Genomic DNA, 18,945 nt, shown 5'->3' with positions numbered 1-18,945 from the left:
CCGCCCGGCCGGGCGGCGCGCCGGTCACAGCAGGTGCAGGTCCCGGGCCCGGCGCACGGCCTCGCCCCGCCTGGTCGCGGCGAGCTTGCGGTAGAGGCTCTTCAGATGCGTCTTGACGGTGTTCACCGACAGATACAGGTCGGCGGCGATCTCCTCCGTCGACATCATCTGCGCCAGCCGCTCCAGTACCTCGTGCTCGCGCTCGCTGAGCGGCTCGGTCACCGGTTCCGGTGACGGGTCGGGCGCGTCCGCCGCCGGGACGTGCCCGACGAGCGAGGCCGGCAGCCATGCGTGGCCCTGCACGAGGTCGGGCCTGCGGCGCGCCAGCCGCCGCAGCCAGGGCCCGGCCTCCAGGAACGGCCGTCGCAGGCGCTCCGGCCGGGCCACGCTCAGAGCGCGTGCGACGAGGCGCTCGGCCTCTCTCCCGTCGCCCGCCGCGTCCGCCGCCTGGGCCCGTGCCAGCAGCGCTCGTACCGTGATGGCCGGCCCCTCCCCGTTCCCCGTGGGAAGCGCCTCGAGCAGATCGTGTGCCGCCGTGCCGTCTCCGGTGGCGAGCCGGGCACGGGCGGCGGCGACCACGCTCTCCGGTCCGCCGCCTCCCTCCTCCTCGAGCACCTCCTGCGCGGCCTGCGGACGGCCCTCGGCGAGGTAGGCACCCGCCATCGTCAGGGCCGTCCGGTCGTTCACCCACGGCGAGGGCTCGAGGAGGGCCGGCGTCCGCCGGTGCTCCTCCAGCAGGCGCAGTGCCGCCTGCGGATGGCCCTTGGCGAGCAGCAGGCGGGACCGCAGCAGCGCCAGCCCCGCGCTGACGAGGGGGTCGCGCGGAAGCGTGGAGGAGGCTGCGTGGTCCAGGTGGGCCCGGGCCGTGTCGAGGTCGTCGCGGTCGATGGCGACGGCGCCGAGCACCAGCTGGGCGATGCCGGTGCATGCCTCGGGCGGCAGCCCCGACCGCTCGGCCTCGGCCACCGCTTCACAGGCGTGCGCCTCCGCGCGGCCCGGCCAGCCGTTCAGGAAGTCGATCAGGGCCAGCCGGCCGATGCACTCGTGCCGCGGCAACGCCGTCTCCGGTCCCGTGTCCACCTCGGCGGCGGCGGACAGCGAGGCCTGTGCGGCCTCGAACCGTCCCGCCCACAGCTGGGCCGAGCCCAGGTCCGTGAGCGTCAGGGCGGGAACCTCCGGGTGCCGGGCCAGGGACTCGGCGGGGACGGCCCGCTCCGCCGTCTCCACGTCGGCTGCGGCGGCCTCGGCACGGTCGGCCGAGCCGGTCATCCTGGCGGCGAGGACACGCAGCAGGGCGCAGCTGAGGCGCAGGGCCGGTGAGCTGGGGTCCCCGCCGGCCGGGAGGTGCTGTTCGGCTTGGTGAAGATGTTCGACACCGCGGTCGATGTCGTGCCGGGCGAGTTCGCGGGCGGCGCGCACCAGGTCCGCCGCCGGGCCCGTGGCGTCGGGGGGCATCCGGGAGAAGAGCGCGTCCAGTTGGTCGGAGTCCAGCCCGGTCAGCAGCCGGCCGATCGACAGCTCGTCGACGAAACGGGTGGCGGCCAGTTCCCAGTCCCCCGCGTCCGCCGCGTGCGGGAGGGCCTCGGTGAGCAGGCCGGCCTCGCTCAGCCAGTGCGCCGCCCTGCGATGCAGTTCGCACTCGAGCCCTGGGTGCCGTACCCGCAGATGTACACGGAGGATCTCGGCGAACAGGGGGTGGAGCCGGTACCACGCGTGCCCGATGGTCTCGACGAAGGCGTTCGCCCGCTGCAGCCCGGCGAGGATCGCCTCCGCGTCGTCCCGGCCGGTGAGCGCGTTGGCGAGGTCCGGGTGGATCTGTTCCAGGACGCTGGTGCGCAACAGCAGGTCCTGCGTCTCGACGGGCTGGGCGTGCAGCACCTCGGCGAGCAGGAAGTCGGCGAGAGTGCTCCGGCCGGCCTCGAAGTCCTTCAGGAAGGTCTCCGGGTCATCGGCTCCCTGTGCCGCCAGGGTGCACAGCCGCAGCCCGGCCGCCCAGCCGCCGGTGCGGTCGGTCAGTGCCGTGACGGCGTCGTCCGACAGATGCATGCCGTGCCGGCTCAGCAGCTCGGCCGTCTCCTCGGGGCGGAAGGCCAGATCGGCGGCGCGGATGTCGGTGACCTCGCCGGCGGCGCGGTACCGGTGCAGCGGCAGCAGCGGCTCGGTACGGCTGATGATCACCAGCCGCAGTCCGTCACCGGCGTGCCGGAGCACGAACTGCAGTTCCTCGGCGACCTCCGCCGACGTGCCCACCCGGTCGAACTCGTCCAGGACCAGGAGCAGCGGCCCCTCGCGTCGGCTCAGTTGCGCGGCGAGCCTGGTCAGCAGGGAGTGGTCCACCTCGCCGGGGCGCGCGGGACTGCCGATGTCGTCCCCGGCCGCGAGCCCGTGCCGCCGCAGGGACTCCAGCACATAGGTCCAGAAGACGCCGGGCCCGTTGTCCTCGGGCGCCATCGTCAGCCAGGCCGCCCGCTCCCGCGCCCCCTCGGCGGCGATCCAGTCGGCGACGAGCAGGGTCTTGCCGGCTCCGGCGGGCCCGTTGACCAGGGTCAACGGGCCGCGCACACCTTGGCTGAGCCGCTCGGTCAGACGGGGCCGGCGCACAAAGGTGTCCGGGGTCAGGGGCACGCTGAACCGCGCGGCGAGGACGGGGTCCCCGTTGGGGGCGAAGGGCCCGGGGGAAGGCTCCCGGTGGCCGCCGGACGTCGGAGGAGTCATGGCACCCACCGCAACACCCCAGCTCGTGTAGCCGGACAGTCCCCTTTGAGCTTCGCCCCAAGCCCACGAAGCCGCAACGGAAGGGCACGTTGCGCCCGGCGGCCCCGCCTCGGTGGGTCCGGCCCGCGCCGGCGTCGTCCGGCGCGCCGGACGGGCGAGCCCGTCATCGCCGCGGGCGCGAACGACCGGAGGCCGGGCCGTACCCCCTTCGCATTGGGGCACGCCCGGCCTTCCGGGGTCCTATTCCGGCGGCGTCGGCGTGTCGTGAGTGCGGTACATGGCCTGGACGTCCAGTTCCAGCTGCACCGTCGGCCCCACCACCGCGATCCCCCGGGCCAACATCGAACGCCAGTTCAATGTGTAGTCCTCGCGGTGCAGTTCCGCCTTGGCCAGGGCCGCGCAGCGCAGTTCCTCGCCGTAGCCGCCGTTCACGGTGCCGAGGTACGTCGTGTCCAGGGACACCGACCGGCTCACTCCGTGCATCGTCAGGGAACCCTGGAGGCTCCACTTGCTGCCGCCCCGGTACACGAACCGCGTGCTCGCGAAGTCGATGTACGGGAAGCGTTCGACGTCCAGGAAGTCGGCGGAGCGCAGATGGCTGTCGCGGGTGTTGTTGCCGGTGGTGATGCTCGACGCGTGGATGCGGACGTGGACGCGCGACTGCGCCATGTCCTGGGCGACCTGGATGCCGCCGTCGAAGCGTTCGAAACGGCCGTGGACGTGCGCCATGCCGACGTGCTTGGCGATGAACCGGATCGCCGTGTGCGGGGGGTCGAAGAGCCAAGTGCCGGGCACCGGAAGCTGCTGGCTCTCGGCCGGCTGCAGCCAGATCCGCTCGCCGGCCGGCGTCGTGCCCGCCACGATCTCCAGCGTCTCGCGGTGCGGCTGCAGCCCTTCCGCTGCGACCAGGAGGCTGTAGTGGCCGGGCGGCAGCGTCGCGAGGAACAACCCGTACGGGTCGGTCGTGCCGCGGGCGGCCACCCGGTGCGTCTCGAGCGCGGTGACCGTGACGTCGGCGGCCGCCATCGGCGAGCCCATGGGGTCGACGACCTCACGGGCGACGGCGCCCGCGCCCTGCGGGAGGGGGAGCGAAAGGCCCGCCGCCGCGGCAGAGGCGCCCCTGGGCCGCCGGCGCCGGAGCAGTGCGAGGGCCATGATGTTCACCTTTCTTCGGGGCGCAGCCGCGCGAGCGGCGGTCGTGGGCACGCCGAAGCAGCCGCGCCTGCATACGATCCCCCCTTCTTGATCTTGTGGCACACCACCGTGCGGCGGGTGTCTCATTACGAGACACCCGGCGTCCTATCCCGGTGCCCCGGGGGAGTCCGGCTCCCGACCTTCGTAGGCCGCCGTCAGCACACCCAGCACCCCGTCCGCCGTCACGGGACGGGGGTTGGCGTACGGCAGACCCGCGACCTGGGCGGCGGCGACGGCCAGATCCCCGCGCCTCAGGCCGAGTTCGGCGAGCGAACGCGGCGCGCCGAGGCGACCCGCCAGCTCCCACAGGGCGCGCGGTACGTCCTGCGCGCCGAGTGCCGCGCTCAGTGCGGCCACGGCCCCGTGCGCCGCGGGCGCGTTGTGGGCGAGGACGTAGGGGAGCACCACCGTGTGCGTCGGCGCGTGCGGCAGTCCGAACGTGCCGCCCAGGACGTGGCACAGCTTGTGGTGCAGCCCCATGGTGGTCGCGCCGAGGCACGCGCCGCACAGCCACGCCCCGTACAGGGCACGGCCCCGCGCGTCGAGGTCCTGCGGATCGGCGGCCACCGACGGGAGCGCCCCGGCCATCGCCCGTACGCCCTCCTGCGCCATGAGCGAGACGAGCGGGGAGGCGTCCGGCGCGTACAGCGCCTCCACCGCGTGCGCGAGGGCGTTGATGCCGCTGGTCACCGTGAGCGGCACCGGGAGGTAGCGGGTGAGTTCGGGGTCGTAGACGACGCTCCGGGGCTGGACGACCGGGTCGCGGCCGGTGCGCTTGACGCCGTGCTCGGTCAGGCCCCACACCGGGGTCATCTCCGAACCCGAGTAGGTCGACGGCACGGCGATCAGCGGCAGCCGGGTGCGCAGGGCGATCGCCTTGCCCAGGCCGATCGCCGAGCCGCCGCCGACCGCGACGCATCCGTCGGCGCCTGCCGCCCGCGCCACGTCCACGGCCCGGTCGGCGACGTCGGCGGGTACGTGCATACGGGCCTCGGCGTGCACTCCCACGCAGGCGTCGCCCAGCGCCTGCGCGACCGTGCGCGCGATGGGCTCGCCGCGGCCGCCGCAGACGACGAGCAGCCGCCGCAGACCGAGGCGTCCGGCCTCGTCCGGGGTCGCGGTCACGGCGGCACCCGGACGGAAGACGACCCGCACCGGCCGGGTCTCGTAGAAGAATTCGGCGGGGACGGTCATGTCGCACGCTCCAGCACGAGATCGAAGCGGGCGTGCCGGAACGGGGTGACGGTGGTCTCGGTGGCGTCCGTGCTCATCCCGGCTCCTCGTTCCTCTGCGAGGTCCGCTCATTCCATGGTCGCGCGCTCAGGCGCGGCCCAGGATCCGCTCCAGTGCGTCCGTGATCAGTCCGGCCGCGTCCTCGGCCGCCGACGCGTGCCGGAAGGCGACGAACCCGTCGGGCCGCACCAGCAGGGCTCCCGCGTCGGACACCTCCCGCAGCCGGGCCCAGTCGCCGTAGGGGTCCTCGTACGCCTGGCCGGGCCCGACGACCACGGTGGCGATCTCGATCGCCTGCGCCTCGGCCGCCCGCACCCAGCACTCGCCGCCGATACCGGTCAGCAGGGTGAAGCGCCCCTTGCCCACCGTGTCGAGCGTGGACAGGGTGCGGGTGCCGGAGGTGATCCAGGCGTGCGGAAGCCGGGCGCCGGGACGCGAGGAGGGGTGGTGGTGCAGTTCGGGGTCGCGCATGAAGCCGGGGTCGGGGGTGCCGTCGGGCACGATCCCGCCCGAGACGTACCGCTGGTTGAGGTCGACGCCGTGGGCGTTGAACTCGTAGACCTTGAAGGCGATCGCCTCACGCAGTGCCGCCCGCTGGGTCTCGGCGGCATCCGTCGCCTCCTTGCGGGCCGCGATGTTGGCCCACAACTGCTCGGGGGTCTGCGGGGAGAGCCCGTCGAGGGCCTCGAATATGGGGGCGGTCTCCCGGATCGACCGGTTGGCACGGGTGACGATCTGCCGGCCGACCGGCGCGCGCTCGGCGCTGTAGGTCTCCAGCAACTTCGGATCCGCGACGCCGTCGAGGACCAGTTTCAGCTTCCACGCCAGGTTGTACGAGTCCTGGATCGAGGTGTTGGAGCCGAGGCCGTTGGACGGCGGATGCCGGTGCACGGCGTCACCGGCGCAGAAGACCCGGCCGGTGGAGTAGGTCTCGGCGTACATCTCGTTGACCGTCCAGGCCGAGGACGATCTGACGGTCACCGGAATCTCGTCGTCACCGATCAGCTTGCGGACGATCGACTCGGCGTACTCGGCGGTCAGGTCGGGGGCGCCGGCCTCGACGTCGTACCCCCAGACGATGAGCCACTCGTTCCACGGCCGCACACAGCGCACCAGCCCCGCGCCGATACCGCCGACGGTCGCGCCGGGCGCGAGGACCCAGTAGAGGGTGGACGGCCGGTGCGCCGTGTACCTGCTCAGATCCGCGTCGAAGACGATGTTGATGCTCCCGGCGACGCCCATCTGACCGCCCATGGGCAGCCCCGCGTCCTCGGCGACCTTCGAACGGCCTCCGTCCGCGCCGATCAGGTACCGGGCCCGGATCTCGTAGGTGTCCCCGCGCAGCCGGTCCCGCACGGTGGCGGTCACCCCGTCGGCGTCCTGGGTGTGGGAGAGGTACTCGGTCTGGAAGCGCAGTCGGGTGCCGCGGGCGACGGCCGCGTTCACGAGAACCGGCTCCATCAGGTGCTGCGGCATGTCGCACATACGGGTGGGACTGGCGAGTTCGTGTTCCGCCTGGACGAGCGGGTCGTTGCCCCAGGAGCGCACCCGGCCCAGTTCCTCACCGGCCAGGCTGGTGCAGAAGGTCGTGTCGCCCATCAGGTGCTGCGGAGTGGCGTGTGCGATGACGTCCTGTTCGACGCCGAGGTCGCGCAGCACCTCCATGGTGCGCTGGTTGGTGATGTGCGCGCGGGGCGTGTCCGCCAGGCTCGCATAGCGGGTCACGACGATGTTCGGCACACCGTAGGTGCTCAGGGCGAGCGCGGCCGAGGCACCGGCCGGGCCGCTGCCGACGATGAGGACGTCGGTCTCGACGACGGTGGACACGGGACGCTCCTGACGGTGGGAACGGACACCAGGCATCCAAGATCGTGGAGCGGCCCACGGGGTCGTGGGTGTCTCAATACGAGACAGCCCGACAGGGCCGAGGAGGACACCCCTGGGCCCGCGGTTGTTGTCGCTTCAACTGAAGGCGATACGGTGGGCGGTGTCGTGACCACCACTGAGCGCTCCCCCGCCGCCATCTCCCTCACTCCGCTGCGCCGGGCCCGCGAACGGTTCCTGTCCGGGCGCCCACTGCCCGAGGGCGTACCGGAGGAAGTCGTCGCCTCATGGCGGCGCGCGCGGTTCTTCGGAGTGCCGCACGACCTCCAGAAGGGCACCGCCGGCCCCCTGCGGCCGGCCGGGGCGGCCCTGCTCGGCACCGCTCGCCCCGTGCTGGAGCGGATCGCGCCCGCCCTCGGCACTGATCACTGCGTCCTCCTCCTCACCGACGAGCGGCCCCGGGTGCTGTGGAGCACAGGCGGCGCAGCGGGACCCCAGCCGTGGACCGATCTGTCGGAGCGGACGGTGGGTCCCAACAGCGCGGCCCTCGCGGTGCGCAGCCGGCGCCGGGCAGAGGTGCACGGGCCCGAGCACTTCCTCGACCGCTGGCAGGACGTGTCGGGCGTCAGCGTCCCGGTGACGGCCCCGGAGACGGGTCAGGCGCTCGGCACGGTGACCGTCGTGTCCCCGCTGTGGTCCGCAGCGGGACCGCATCCGGGCGCGGCGCTCGCCGAGGCCGCCGCGGCGGCGGTGGAGGCCGAACTCCTCACCCGGGCACGGCGGACCGAGCGGGTGCTGCTCGACGCCTATCTGCGGGCCGCGCAGGGTCAGGGCCGTGCGGTGGCCGTGCTGGACGGCCGCAACCGCCTGGTCAGCGCGGCGGCCGAGCGGATCCTGTCGCCGCAGGCCCTGGATGCTCTGGAGCGTACGGCGATCGCCGTTCGCCGGAACGGCCATCCCGCCGTCCCGGACCTGCCCGCGGGGACCGGGTGCACCGCCCGGATCACCCCGGTACGGCATGAGGGAGTGGCCGTCGGTGTCGTGGCGGTGCTCGAGCCGCTGAGCGGCGCCGTGGCGTCGCCGCCGCGGCGGTCCGTCGCCCTGATCGGCTCCTCGGTCCCGTGGCGGCATGCCACCGGGCGCGCCGTCGCCCTGGCCCGCGTCCCCGAGCCGCTGCTGCTGACCGGCGAGCGGGGGACGGGAAAGACGGCACTGGCCCGGGAACTGCTCGGCGAGCGGTCCGCCCGGGTGGCCGACGCCGCGGAGGACAGCGAACTCGACACCGACCTGGCCGAGTTGGCGGCCGGTCGCCCTCTCCTGCTCCGCCACGCCGAGCGGCTCGCCCAGTCCGGCGTCGCCGCTCTCAACTCCCTGCTCGACACGCATCCCGACGCGCGGCTGCTCATGACCTACACCCCCGGAGCAGCGGCCGGCCCCTGTCTCCAACGGCTCCTCGACACGCTCGCCGCCCGCTCGGTCACCCTCCCCGCGCTGCGGGAACGCCCCGAGGACATACGGGACCTGCTGCCCGCCCTGGCCCCGCGGCCGGCCCCGGGGCAGCCTCCGCTGACCTGGACGCTGGACGCGCTGCGGGCGCTGGAACGGTATCCCTGGGCCGGCAACGTCACGGAACTCGCCCATGTCGTACGGGCGTTGGCCGAGGGCCGACGGACGTCCGGACCGGTCCGGCGCGAGGAGCTGCCCGACCCCGTGCGCGAGGGGCCCGCGGCCCGGCCCCTCAGCCCGATGGATCACGCCGAACGCACCACGATCCTGGAGGCGTTGCGCCGCCACGGCGGCAACAAGGCGCGTACGGCGGCCGCATTGGGGATCGGCCGGGCGACGCTCTACCGGAAGCTGCGCGGCTACCGGATCTGAGCGAGGCCGGTGACGTCCCGCCGGCGCAACGTCGTTGCAACGTGTCCCGCGCTGGAATGGGGCGCGTGACGACGGACATGACTCCGCGCGTGGAGCTCACCCCCGCGGCCGCCGAGCTGGTGCGGCAGCTGCGGGAGGTCCACGGACCGCTGATGTTCCACCAGTCCGGCGGCTGCTGCGACGGCAGCGCCCCCATGTGCTATCCCCGGGGCGAGTTCCGCACCGGTGGAGCGGACGTGCTGCTCGCGGAGCTCGACGTCGACGGTGTCGACGAACCGGTGGGCTTCTGGATGTCCCGCAGCCAGTACGAGGTGTGGAGCCACACCCGGCTGATCGTCGACGTCGTCTCGGGCCGCGGCAGCGGCTTCTCCCTGGAAGCACCCGAAGGAGTGCGTTTTCTCATCCGTTCCCGCGTCGTCGACGCCTGAACACCGCGCGGGGCCCGCCGGTCTGGTGCACTTCCCCTGAAATCCCGAGAGGTGACGAGACATCAGGGGGAGTTGTGACGCGTCGCGTCGGACGGTTCAGGACAGCACTGACGATTCTCGTGGCATGGAGCGCGCTGACCGGCGCGGCTCTTGTGGCGGCCGGTCCGGCCGGTGCCGCGGCCCAGGCCCGGACGGTCGCACCGGGAGTCCGGTACAGCCAGTTCGACATCTCCGCCTCGCACGGGGTGACCCACGCCCACCTCGTCACCGTCGACCTGGGCAACCCCCGTGTGCGCGTGGGCCTGTTGCACCCCGGTGTCGTCGCGGCGCGGGACGTCGTGTCGCACCTCGCCGACGCCCAGCGGGCCGTGGCGGGGATCAACGGCGACTTCTTCAACATCTCCGAGACCCAGCACCCGGGGGTCCAGGCCACGAACTCGGCCGTGGGCCCCGCCGTCGCGAACGGACGTGCGCTGAAGGCCGCCGTGCCGCGCGGCCAGCGCTTCGGTCCCGGCCTGCCTGCCGGTACGACGACCGAGGACGTGCTGGGGGTCGGCACCGACCGCAGGGCCCGCCTCGACCGGCTGTCCCTCACCGGCTCCGTGACCACCCCCGAAGAACGGCTGCCCCTGCGCGGGCTCAACCAGTACGCACTGCCCCAGGGTTCGATCGGGGCGTACACCTCGGACTGGGGCAGCGTGTCCCGGGTGCGGGCGACCTGCGGCACCGACACCGACCGCGGCGCACCGTGCAGCGGCGACACCTACGAGGTGACGGTCAGGAACGGACGGGTCGTCGCCGCGGCCGACGCTCCCGGCCGGGGTTCCATTCCACGCGGGACCACGGTGCTGGTCGGCCGTGAGGCGGGGGCTCAGCATCTGCGCAAGCTGTTCGAGGGTGAACCGGTCCAGGTGCAGCACCGCCTGGTGGCGGCTTCGTCCGGCGTTCCCTGTCTCTTCGCGATCGGCGGGTTCCCCGTGCTGCGGCACGGCGCGCCGCTGCCCCGACTCGACGGCGAGACGTCCGCGGTGCGTACCGCGGTGGGCATCGCGGACGGCGGCCGCCGACTGCTGCTGCTCGCCACGGACGGCGGGGCCGCCTACCGCAGCGGCCTCACCGTCGCCGAAGTCGCCGCTGTCCTGCGGGCATCGGGCGCGACGGACGGCTTCAACCTGGACGGCGGAGGCTCCACGACACTGGTCACCCGGGCTCCGGGTGCGCGCACGGTGACGGTGCGCAACCACCCCAGCGGAGGCGCCGAGCGGCCGGTCCCGGACGGGGTCGGGGTCTTCTCCGGATCGTGAGCGTCAGGGGCGCAGGCTGCCGACGATCTGCGCCGTCGCCGCCAGCCCCTGGTGGATGGTCGGAGCCATGCTCGAACTCGCCAGGAAGAACCCGAGCAGCAAACAGACGATGGCGTGTGTGATCTTCAGCGCGCCGTTGCGCATGTAGATCACCATGATGATCAGGAGCAACAGCACCACAGAGATGGAAATAGCCACCCTCAGCCTCCTCCGCCACGTCACTACGCGGCTTTCGGCCGCAAGTGTGGCGTAGCGGAGGGTCCCTTCGGGCGGCTGACGTGTCCCCCGAACGTGTGGTTCTACGGCCGTCGGTGAGAGCCGAGGAACGACTCGAGGCCGGCGAGGTCGTCCGTGTTGAAGTAGTCGGCCCCGGCGTCGAAGAGCGCGCTCCACAGCGCGTCCCGGGCCGGTCCCGCGGCATCGGGCGTCGCCCAGAAGCGCACCTTCTGTCCGCGACCGTGCGCCTCGGTGAGGATCGCGCGCAGCTTCTGCCGCTCGTCGTCGGGGAACGGACCGTCGCCCGTCCAGCTGAAGTTGAGCGTCCAGTTGTCGCTGAGCAGGGGAATGAAGGAGGCGGGCGCGGAGGTGCCGAGGTCGCTGAGACGCCCGTCGTAGAAGGCGCGCCGTACGGTCTGCGCCTCCATCGGGGCGCGGGCCGCGCGGTCACCGGAGACGACCGCGGTCACCGGGCCCGGATGCACACGACCGTGCGCACAGGTCGTGAACAGGTGCCGATAGCGCCTGAGATGACGGTCGAGTTCCAGGTACGTCGAGGCGCCCTCCGTCTTGATGTCGATCAGGAGCTGCAACGGTGCCCGCCGACCCCGGTACACGGAGCCGTGGTTGGCCTTCACCAGGGCGGCCAGCGGATCGAGGTAGAGCGACTCCAGGGTCCGCTTCGGGTCGAGGTCGACGGGGTCGTGGGCGACCAGAAGCTGGTCGCCGACCAGGTAGATGTCGGCCTCGACGCTGCCGAAGCGGTGGTCGAGGGCGTCGAAGAGGGGGCGCGGGTGGTCGTAGTCGTTGTGGGCGTGGGCCCGCCACAGCGGGCGGGGGCCGTGCTTGCCCGCACCCGCCCACGCATCCGCGGCAGGCAGGGCGAGCGAGCCGGCGAGGGCGGCGCCGAGGGTGGTGAGGGCTCTGCGACGGGTGGTGAGGGTCATGCTCTGCCTCCCTTGTAGGGCCTTACCGGACCTCAGGGAGTATGCGGCCCTTCCGCGCTCGCCTTCCGCCGCCCCGGCAGGAGTTGGCCGGACCGCCGCCGCTCGTTCACTTCGTCCGGGCGGCGGTCCCGGAGCGGGCCCGCGTCCCCCGGGGTCGCGGGCCCGCTCCGTGCGGGGCCTACACCGGCGGCCGCAGGTCGGCCAGTCGGGCCAGTGCCTCGCGATGGGCACCGGCCGTTCCGTACGCGATCGAATCCGCCTTGGCGCGCTTGAGGTGGAGATGCACCGGGTGCTCCCAGGTCATCCCGATCCCGCCGTGCAACTGGAGGGCCTCCTCGGCGGCGTGGACCGCGACGGGTGCCGCATAGGCCGCTGCGACGGCGACGGCGATGTCCGCGTCCTCACCGCCCCCGGCGAGCGCGTCGGCGGCGTTCCGGGCGGCGGCCCGCAGGCTCACGACCTCCAGCCACAGCTGGGCCAGGCGGTGCTTGAGCGCCTGGAAGCCGCCCACCACCCGGTTGAACTGCTTGCGCTCCTTGAGATGGCGCAGGGATTCGGTCAGGCACCGGTCGGCGACGCCGAGTTGCTCGGAGGCGAGCAGTCCGGCGCCGGCCCGCAGCGCTCGTCGTACGGCGGTCGGCGCGTCGGTGGTGAGCCTGCGCGCGGGCGCCCCGTCGAACGTGAGGGTGGCGACCGGCCGGGTGAGGTCGAGGGAGACCTGCGGGGTGACGGTCACGGCGTCCGCAGCCACCGCGTACAGGCCCCCGTCGTCGGCCGGTACCAGCAGCACATCGGCGACGGCCGCGTCCGCGACCGCGGTGACCTGCCCGGACAGGGCATTGCCCTCCTGCCGTACGACACCGTGGTCGCCCTCCGGCCGTACGGCGAGCCCGACGGCGAGCGCGGCCACGGTCCGCCCGGACGCCAGCTCCGTCAGCAATTTCTCGGCCTCCGCCCCCGCGCAGGCGAGCAGGGCCTCGGTCGCCACCACCGCGCTCGTCAGGTAGGGCACGGGAGCCGCCGCGCGCCCCAGTTCCTCCAGCACGACGGCGGCTTCACGGTGCGTGGCGCCCTGGCCGCCCAGGGACTCCGGCACGAGGAGCCCGGCGAGGCCCATGCTCTCCGTGAGCAGCTTCCACAGCGAGCGGTCGTGCGGCGTGTCCGACTCGATGCGCGCGAGCACCGCCGCCGCGTCGCAGTGGTCGGCCAGCAGGTCGCGGACGGCCGACCGCAGCGCCTCTTCCTCGTCCGAATACAGCAGATCGGTCATCGGGCGAGGTCCTTCCAGGCGACGTCCTTGTCGGTGCGCGGCTCGGGGGGCAGTCCGAGCACACGCTCGGCGACGATGTTCAGCAGGACCTCGCTGGTCCCGCCCTCGATGCTGTTGCCCTTGGAGCGGAGGTAGCGGTACCCGGCCTCACGGCCGGTGAAGTCCACGAGTTCGGGCCGGCGCATGGTCCAGTCGTCGTACAGCAGGCCGTCCTCGCCGAGGAGTTCCACTTCCAGACCGCTGATCTCCTGGTTGAGGCGGGCGAAGGCGAGCTTCATCCCGGACCCCTCGGGTCCGGGCTGGCCCGCGACGAGCTGCTGGCGCAACCGCTCGCCGGTGAGCCGGGCGACCTCGGCCTCCACCCAGAGCCGCAGCAACCGCTGGTGCAGGTCGTGGGTGCGCAGTTCGGGGCGCTCGCGCCAGGTCTTCGCGACCGGGCCGATCATGCCGCCCTCGCGCGGGATGCGCATGCCGCCGATGGAGACGCGCTCGTTCATCAGCGTGGTCTGTGCGACACGCCAGCCGTCTCCGACATCCCCGAGACGCCGGGAGTCGGGGATGCGGACGTCGGTGAGGAAGACCTCGTTGAACTCGGCCTCGCCGGTGATCTGCCGCAACGGCCGGACCTCGACACCGGGGTCGGTCATGTCGCAGATGAAGTAGGTGATGCCCTGGTGCTTGGGCACGTCCGGGTCGGTGCGCGCGATGAGGATGGCCCAGCGGGCGAGATGGGCGCTGGAGGTCCACACCTTCTGCCCGTTGACCCTCCACCCCTCGCCGTCCCGGACGGCCCGGGTGCCGAGCGCCGCGAGGTCGGATCCGGCGCCGGGTTCGCTGAACAGCTGGCACCACACCTCCTCGCCCGTCCACAGCGGCCTGAGGTACTGCTGCTTCTGCTCCTCGGTGCCGTAGCGGAGGATGGTCGGCGCGGCCATGCCCAGACCGATACCGATGCGCCGGGGGTCGTTGTCGGGGGCGTCCGCGGCCTCCAGTTCGGCGTCCACCACGGCCTGGAGCGAGCGTGGCGCGCCGAGGCCGCCGAGCCCTTCCGGGTAGTGGACCCAGGCGAGCCCCGCGTCGAAGCGGGCCCTGAGGAAGTCGAGGCGGCCGGCGGCGGCCGGCGGGTGCGCGGCCAGCAACTCCCGCGTACGGTCCCGCAGTTCGGCCGAGTCGGTCATGCGGACGCTCCGTTCCCCGGTACGACCGCGACCCGGCCGGTGGTCACGCCGTCGGCGACGCGCTGGACGGCGGCCGCCGCCCCGCTCAACGGCACCCGCTCGCTGACGAGGGGCTTGATGGCGCCACGAGCGGCCAGTGCGGTCAGCTGCTCGTGGCAGTGCTGCACCAGCTTGGGGTTCTTGGTGTTGTACAGGCCCCAGTGCAGGCCGAGGATCGAGTAGTTCTTGACCAGGGCGTGGTTGAGCGCCGGGCTGGGGATGGACCCGCCGGCGAAGCCCACGACGACGATCCGCCCCTCGAAGGCGACGACCTTCGTGGACTGCGTGTACGCGTCGCCCCCCACCGGGTCGTAGACGACGTCCACGCCCCGGCCCCCGGTGGCCTCCTTGACGGCCGCGACGACGTCCTGTGCGTGCCGGTCGATCACCACGTCGCAGCCCAGTTCCCGGGCGACGGCGGCCTTCCCGGCTCCGCCGACGACACCGATGACGGTGGCGCCGGCCGCCTTTGCGAGCTGTACGGCCGCGCTGCCGACCCCGCCCGCCGCGGCATGCACGAGCAGCGTCTCGCCGGCTTCCAGAGCGGCGCGCCGGTGCAGACCGAACCAGCCCGTCTGATAGCCGATGTGCAGGGCCGCGGCCTCGGCGTCGTCGAGCGCATCGGGTGCGGGCAGCACGGCCGCGGCGTCGGCGACGGCGTACTCGGCGAAACCGCCGTACGGCAGCACGGGGTTGGCGATCACCCGACGGCCGTCCTCGGTCACGCCGCAGATCTCCACGCCGGGGGTGAACGGCAGCGGCGGCCTGATTTGGTACTGGCCCCGGCACAGCAGCGCGTCCGGGAAGTTGATGTTCGCGGCGCGCACCGTGAGCAGGATCTGGCCGTCGCCGGGCGTGGGCCGGTCCACCTCCTGGAGCCGCATCACCTCGCCCGGCTCGCCGTTCTCGTGCACCTGCCATGCCTGCATGCGGGGCCTCCAGCTTGTCTTGTCCGCCTCCGGAGGGCCTCGGCCGGTGAAGGGACCGATCGGGGCCGATCGCATACTAAGCGGTCGCTTGCCGATCAGGGAACCATCGGGTGCGTCAACGGCGGGCACCGCCCGTCATGAGCGGCGGGGCCGCGCCCGTACGTGCATCCGCTCCCCCTGCGGACCGAACAGGCTCAGGAACTCCGCCGGGCCCTCCCCCGTCGATCCGAACCAGTGCGGGACCCTGGTGTCGAACTCGGCCGCCTCCCCTGCCGTGAGCACGACGTCGTGCTCACCCAGGACCAGCCGCAGCCGCCCCGACAGGACGTACAGCCACTCGTAGCCCTCGTGCGTACGCGGATCGGGTTCGGGACGCCGCTTCGGCTCGAGCACCTTGAAGGCCTGAAGGCCGCCGGGCTGGCGGGTGAGCGGCCAGTGGGTGCGGCCATGGCGCACGATCGGCTCGGACCGCACCCTCGGGTCCCCCACCGGCGGGGCGCCGACCAGCTCGTCCAACGGCACCTGGTGGGCCTGCGCGATCGGCAGCAGCAACTCGAGGCTGGGCTTGCGCAGCCCGGACTCCAACCGCGAGAGAGTGCTCACGGAGATGCCGGTCGCCTCGGACAGCCCCGCGAGTGTTACCTCCCGCTCCTTCCGGATCCGCCGCAGCCGGGGACCCACCTCCGCGAGAACCTCGTCCGTAGTCATGACAGGTATTGCAGTTACGGCAAACTTGTTTGTCAATCCCGCACCGGTCGGGCGACTGTCTCCGCGGAGGTGGTCACCATGACCGAGAAGTACGAAGTGATCGTCGTCGGCGGCGGTGCGGCCGGACTGTCCGCGGCCCTGGTCCTGGGGCGGGCGCGGCGCCGCACGCTCGTCGTCGACGCGGGCGAGCCGCGCAACGCGCCCGCGGCCCACATGCACGGATATCTCTCCCGCGACGGCATGCCGCCCGCCGAGTTCCTCGCCGTGGGCCGCGAGGAGATCGCCCGGTACGGCGTGGAGCTTCGGCACGGCCGGGTGGTGGACGCCGTCCGGGACGCGCTCGGGGAGTTCGAGGTGACACTCGCGGAAGGTCCCGTTCTGCACGCCCGGCGACTGGTGGTGGCGACCGGCCTGAAGGACGAGCTGCCCACGGTTCCCGGCGTCGCCGAGCGCTTCGGGCATGATGTGCTGCACTGCCCGTACTGCCACGGCTGGGAGGTGCGCGACCAGGCGTTCGGGGTGCTCGCCTCGACACCGATGAGCGTGCACCAGGCCCTGATGGTCTCGCAGTGGTCGAAGGACGTGACCCTGTTCCTGCACACCGTCACCGAGGGCGAGCTCTCCGCCGAGGACCTGCGCCGGCTTGCGGCGGCCGGGGTCGCGGTGGTTCCGGGCGAGGTGGCCGGGCTGGTGGTGGACGACGACCGGCTCACCGGCGTCCGGCTCGCGGACGGCACGGTTCACGACCGCTCGGTGCTGTTCGTGGCACCCCGCCCCGTCCCGCAGATCGGCCTGTTCGAGCGCCTCGGTGCCGAGCTGAACGAGACCCCGTTCGGCAGCTACCCGGTGATCGACGAGCGGGGGCAGACCACCGTGCCCGGCCTGTGGGCGGCGGGCAACGCCGGCGGTTTCGCGGAGCAGGTCGTGAACGCGGCCAGCCGCGGCTACCGGGCCGGTGCCGCCATCAACGGCGAGCTGCTGATGACCGACCTGGACGCGGTCGCGCGGGTGTAGACCCGGCGCCCGCGGTGCACCATGACTGCATGCTGCTGAGCCGGCTCGCCCAGGTGTCCAGGGAGGTCGCCGCCACATCGGCGCGATCACGGAAGATCGCGCTGCTCGGCGAGCTGTTCCGGGCCGCCGACCCGGACGACGTGCCGATCGTCATTCCGTATCTGGCCGGGCGACTGCCGCAGGGCCGGCTCGGCATCGGGTGGAAGCTGCTCGGTCAGCCGGTTCCGCCCGCCGCAGGGCCGACGCTCTCCGTGCGCGACGTCGACGACCGGCTGACCGGGATCGGGGCGGCGACCGGCGCAGGGTCGCAGACCGCACGCAGGCGGCTGGTGGGCGAGCTGCTGGCGGCGGCCACCGAGGACGAGCAGCGGTTCCTCGTCGGACTGCTCACCGGCGAGGTGCGCCAGGGCGCCCTGGACGCCCTCGCCGTCGAGGGCCTGGCCGAGGCGACCGGGGCCGTCCCGGCCGACGTGCGCAGGGCGGTCATGCTGGCCGGCTCGCTGCAGACCGTGGCGCAGGCCCTGCTCGCCGACGGCCCGGCGGCCCTCGACCGGTTCCGGCTCACGGTGGGCCGCCCGGTGCTGCCGATGCTCGCGCGGACGGCGTCGTCGGTCGCGGAAGCGGTCGCGAAGCTGGGCGCCTGCGCAGTCGAGGAGAAGCTCGACGGCATCCGCGTCCAGGTACACAGGGACGGCGACACGGTACGCGTCCACACCCGCACGCTCGACGACATCACCGACCGCCTGCCCGAGGTGACCGCGGCCGCCCTGGAGCTGGCGGGCGAGCGGTTCGTCCTCGACGGCGAGGTCATCGCCCTGGACGAGAAGGGGCGTCCGCGCTCGTTCCAGCAGACCGCCGGACGCGTGGGGTCACGGGTGGACGTGGCGACGGCCGCCGCCGCCGTGCCCGTCTCCCCCGTGTTCTTCGACGTCCTGTCCGTCGACGACCGGGACCTGCTGGACCTGCCCTTCATCCGACGCCACGCCGAGTTGGCCCGGCTCGTCCCGGAGCCGATGCGGGTGCGGCGCACGCTGGTGGAGGGGCCCGAGGACGTGCCCGCCGCGGAGGACTTCCTCGCCGAGACACTGGCTCGCGGCCACGAAGGGGTGGTGGTCAAAGCGCTCGACGCGACCTACAGCGCGGGCCGGCGCGGCGCCTCCTGGCTGAAGGTCAAGCCCGTCCACACCCTCGACCTGGTGGTACTGGCCGCCGAGTGGGGTCATGGCCGGCGGACCGGAAAGCTCTCCAACCTCCACCTCGGCGCGCGCAACCCGGACGGCTCCTTCGCCATGCTGGGCAAGACGTTCAAGGGCATGACGGACACGATGCTCGCCTGGCAGACCGAGCGGCTGCGGGAACTGGCCGTGGACGACACCGGCTGGGTGGTGACCGTACGCCCCGAACTGGTCGTCGAGATCGCCTACGACGGACTGCAGAGGTCGACGCGCTATCCCGCGGGCGTCACCCTGCGGTTCGCCCGGGTGGTGCGCTACCGCGAGGACAAGCGGCCCGAGGAGGCCGACACGGTCGAGACCGTGCTGGCCGCCCACCCCGAGGCGGCCCCGTGAGCGGCCGGGCGAGGCGCAGCGCCGGCCTCCTGGTCTTCCGGCGCACCGAGCACGGCCCGGAGGTGCTGCTCGGCCATATGGGCGGCCCGTTCTTCGCTCGCCGCGACGCGGGGGCGTGGACCCTGCCGAAGGGCGAGTACGAGCCCGGCGAACCCCCGTGGGACGCCGCCCGTCGCGAGTTCCAGGAGGAACTGGGACTGCCGCCGCCCGACGGGGAGGCCCTTGCGCTCGGTGAGGTGCGGCAGGCGGGCGGCAAGACCGTCACGGCGTGGGCGGTCGAGGCGGACCTCGACCCGGCGACGGTCGTGCCGGGCACCTTCACCATGGAGTGGCCGCCGAGGTCGGGGCAGCTGAAGGAGTTCCCCGAACTGGACCGCGTGGAGTGGTTCGGCCTCGACCGGGCCCGGGATCTGATCGTGACGGCCCAGGCGGCGTTTCTCGACCGGCTCGCGGAGCACTCGGGCTGAGTGCACAGTACGCGTTGCGGTGGCCGCCGTCGC

At 73.2% G+C, this 18,945-nt stretch carries 16 protein-coding genes; 6 read left to right on the top strand and 10 right to left on the bottom strand.

Going from position 1 to position 18,945, the window contains the following annotated elements; all coding sequences use genetic code 11:
- Positions 1–24 precede the first annotated feature (24 nt).
- The 4 genes from ACSHXN_RS34450 to ACSHXN_RS34435 all read right to left on the bottom strand — a co-directional run bounded on the left by ACSHXN_RS34450 (position 25) and on the right by ACSHXN_RS34435 (position 7,005).
- Entirely contained in the window at positions 25–2,715 is a 2,691-nt protein-coding gene (locus ACSHXN_RS34450) for a LuxR C-terminal-related transcriptional regulator (RefSeq protein ID WP_438304893.1), read from the bottom strand.
- Between the two features lie 240 nt (positions 2,716–2,955).
- A complete protein-coding gene (locus ACSHXN_RS34445; RefSeq protein WP_355132661.1) occupies positions 2,956–3,870 on the bottom strand; it encodes a YceI family protein in 915 nt (304 codons plus the stop codon).
- 144 nt (positions 3,871–4,014) lie between these two features.
- Complete coding sequence (locus tag ACSHXN_RS34440; protein WP_438304891.1) at positions 4,015–5,103, bottom strand: maleylacetate reductase; 1,089 nt, start codon at positions 5,101–5,103, stop codon at positions 4,015–4,017.
- 126 nt (positions 5,104–5,229) lie between these two features.
- On the bottom strand, positions 5,230–7,005 hold the full coding sequence (locus ACSHXN_RS34435) for an FAD-dependent oxidoreductase (RefSeq protein ID WP_355132665.1): 1,776 nt from the start codon (positions 7,003–7,005) through the stop codon (positions 5,230–5,232).
- 129 nt (positions 7,006–7,134) lie between these two features.
- On the opposite strand from ACSHXN_RS34435, the gene ACSHXN_RS34430 reads away from it, so the two are divergent.
- From ACSHXN_RS34430 to ACSHXN_RS34420, 3 genes are all read left to right on the top strand, one after another.
- Positions 7,135–8,844 (top strand): sigma-54-dependent Fis family transcriptional regulator, encoded by a 1,710-nt coding sequence (locus tag ACSHXN_RS34430; protein ID WP_438304889.1) that lies wholly within the window; start codon positions 7,135–7,137, stop codon positions 8,842–8,844.
- Between the two features lie 56 nt (positions 8,845–8,900).
- Positions 8,901–9,272, top strand: a complete 372-nt coding sequence (locus ACSHXN_RS34425; RefSeq protein WP_355132993.1) for a DUF779 domain-containing protein — start codon at positions 8,901–8,903, stop codon at positions 9,270–9,272.
- Between the two features lie 74 nt (positions 9,273–9,346).
- The gene (locus ACSHXN_RS34420; protein WP_355132669.1) at positions 9,347–10,576 is read left to right on the top strand and encodes a phosphodiester glycosidase family protein; all 1,230 of its coding nucleotides are present in this window, start codon (positions 9,347–9,349) and stop codon (positions 10,574–10,576) included.
- 3 nt (positions 10,577–10,579) lie between these two features.
- Here the strand turns inward: ACSHXN_RS34420 and ACSHXN_RS34415 are convergent, their stop codons facing one another.
- From ACSHXN_RS34415 to ACSHXN_RS34390, 6 genes are all read right to left on the bottom strand, one after another.
- Positions 10,580–10,774 (bottom strand): hypothetical protein, encoded by a 195-nt coding sequence (locus tag ACSHXN_RS34415; protein WP_059126747.1) that lies wholly within the window; start codon positions 10,772–10,774, stop codon positions 10,580–10,582.
- 101 nt (positions 10,775–10,875) lie between these two features.
- On the bottom strand, positions 10,876–11,739 hold the full coding sequence (locus tag ACSHXN_RS34410) for a phosphatidylinositol-specific phospholipase C/glycerophosphodiester phosphodiesterase family protein (RefSeq protein ID WP_355132671.1): 864 nt from the start codon (positions 11,737–11,739) through the stop codon (positions 10,876–10,878).
- Between the two features lie 178 nt (positions 11,740–11,917).
- Positions 11,918–13,009, bottom strand: coding sequence for an acyl-CoA dehydrogenase family protein (locus tag ACSHXN_RS34405; protein WP_355132673.1), 1,092 nt, complete (start codon positions 13,007–13,009; stop codon positions 11,918–11,920).
- The gene (locus ACSHXN_RS34400) at positions 13,006–14,187 is read right to left on the bottom strand and encodes an acyl-CoA dehydrogenase family protein (protein WP_355132675.1); all 1,182 of its coding nucleotides are present in this window, start codon (positions 14,185–14,187) and stop codon (positions 13,006–13,008) included. The genes ACSHXN_RS34405 and ACSHXN_RS34400 overlap by 4 nt, the downstream gene beginning before the upstream one ends.
- Positions 14,184–15,155, bottom strand: a complete 972-nt coding sequence (locus ACSHXN_RS34395) for an NADPH:quinone oxidoreductase family protein (RefSeq protein WP_355132677.1) — start codon at positions 15,153–15,155, stop codon at positions 14,184–14,186. The genes ACSHXN_RS34400 and ACSHXN_RS34395 overlap by 4 nt, the downstream gene beginning before the upstream one ends.
- A 135-nt stretch (positions 15,156–15,290) precedes the next feature.
- Positions 15,291–15,863, bottom strand: coding sequence for a helix-turn-helix domain-containing protein (locus ACSHXN_RS34390; protein ID WP_355132679.1), 573 nt, complete (start codon positions 15,861–15,863; stop codon positions 15,291–15,293).
- A gap of 78 nt (positions 15,864–15,941) precedes the next feature.
- On the opposite strand from ACSHXN_RS34390, the gene ACSHXN_RS34385 reads away from it, so the two are divergent.
- From ACSHXN_RS34385 to ACSHXN_RS34375, 3 genes are read left to right on the top strand one after another with little or no spacing between them, the layout of a single operon-like run.
- A complete protein-coding gene (locus ACSHXN_RS34385) occupies positions 15,942–16,877 on the top strand; it encodes an NAD(P)/FAD-dependent oxidoreductase (RefSeq protein WP_355132681.1) in 936 nt (311 codons plus the stop codon).
- Between the two features lie 29 nt (positions 16,878–16,906).
- Positions 16,907–18,445, top strand: a complete 1,539-nt coding sequence (locus tag ACSHXN_RS34380; protein WP_438304884.1) for an ATP-dependent DNA ligase — start codon at positions 16,907–16,909, stop codon at positions 18,443–18,445.
- Positions 18,442–18,912, top strand: a complete 471-nt coding sequence (locus ACSHXN_RS34375) for an NUDIX domain-containing protein (RefSeq protein ID WP_355132685.1) — start codon at positions 18,442–18,444, stop codon at positions 18,910–18,912. Before ACSHXN_RS34380 ends, ACSHXN_RS34375 begins: the two co-directional genes overlap by 4 nt.
- The last annotated feature ends 33 nt before the right edge of the window (positions 18,913–18,945 follow it).

The organism is Streptomyces sp. HUAS TT11 (genome assembly GCF_051553595.1).
Classification (GTDB): Bacteria; Actinomycetota; Actinomycetes; order Streptomycetales; family Streptomycetaceae; genus Streptomyces.
The sequence above is the reverse complement of the archived record's forward strand: the minus strand, read 5'-3'. Positions and strand labels throughout refer to the sequence as shown.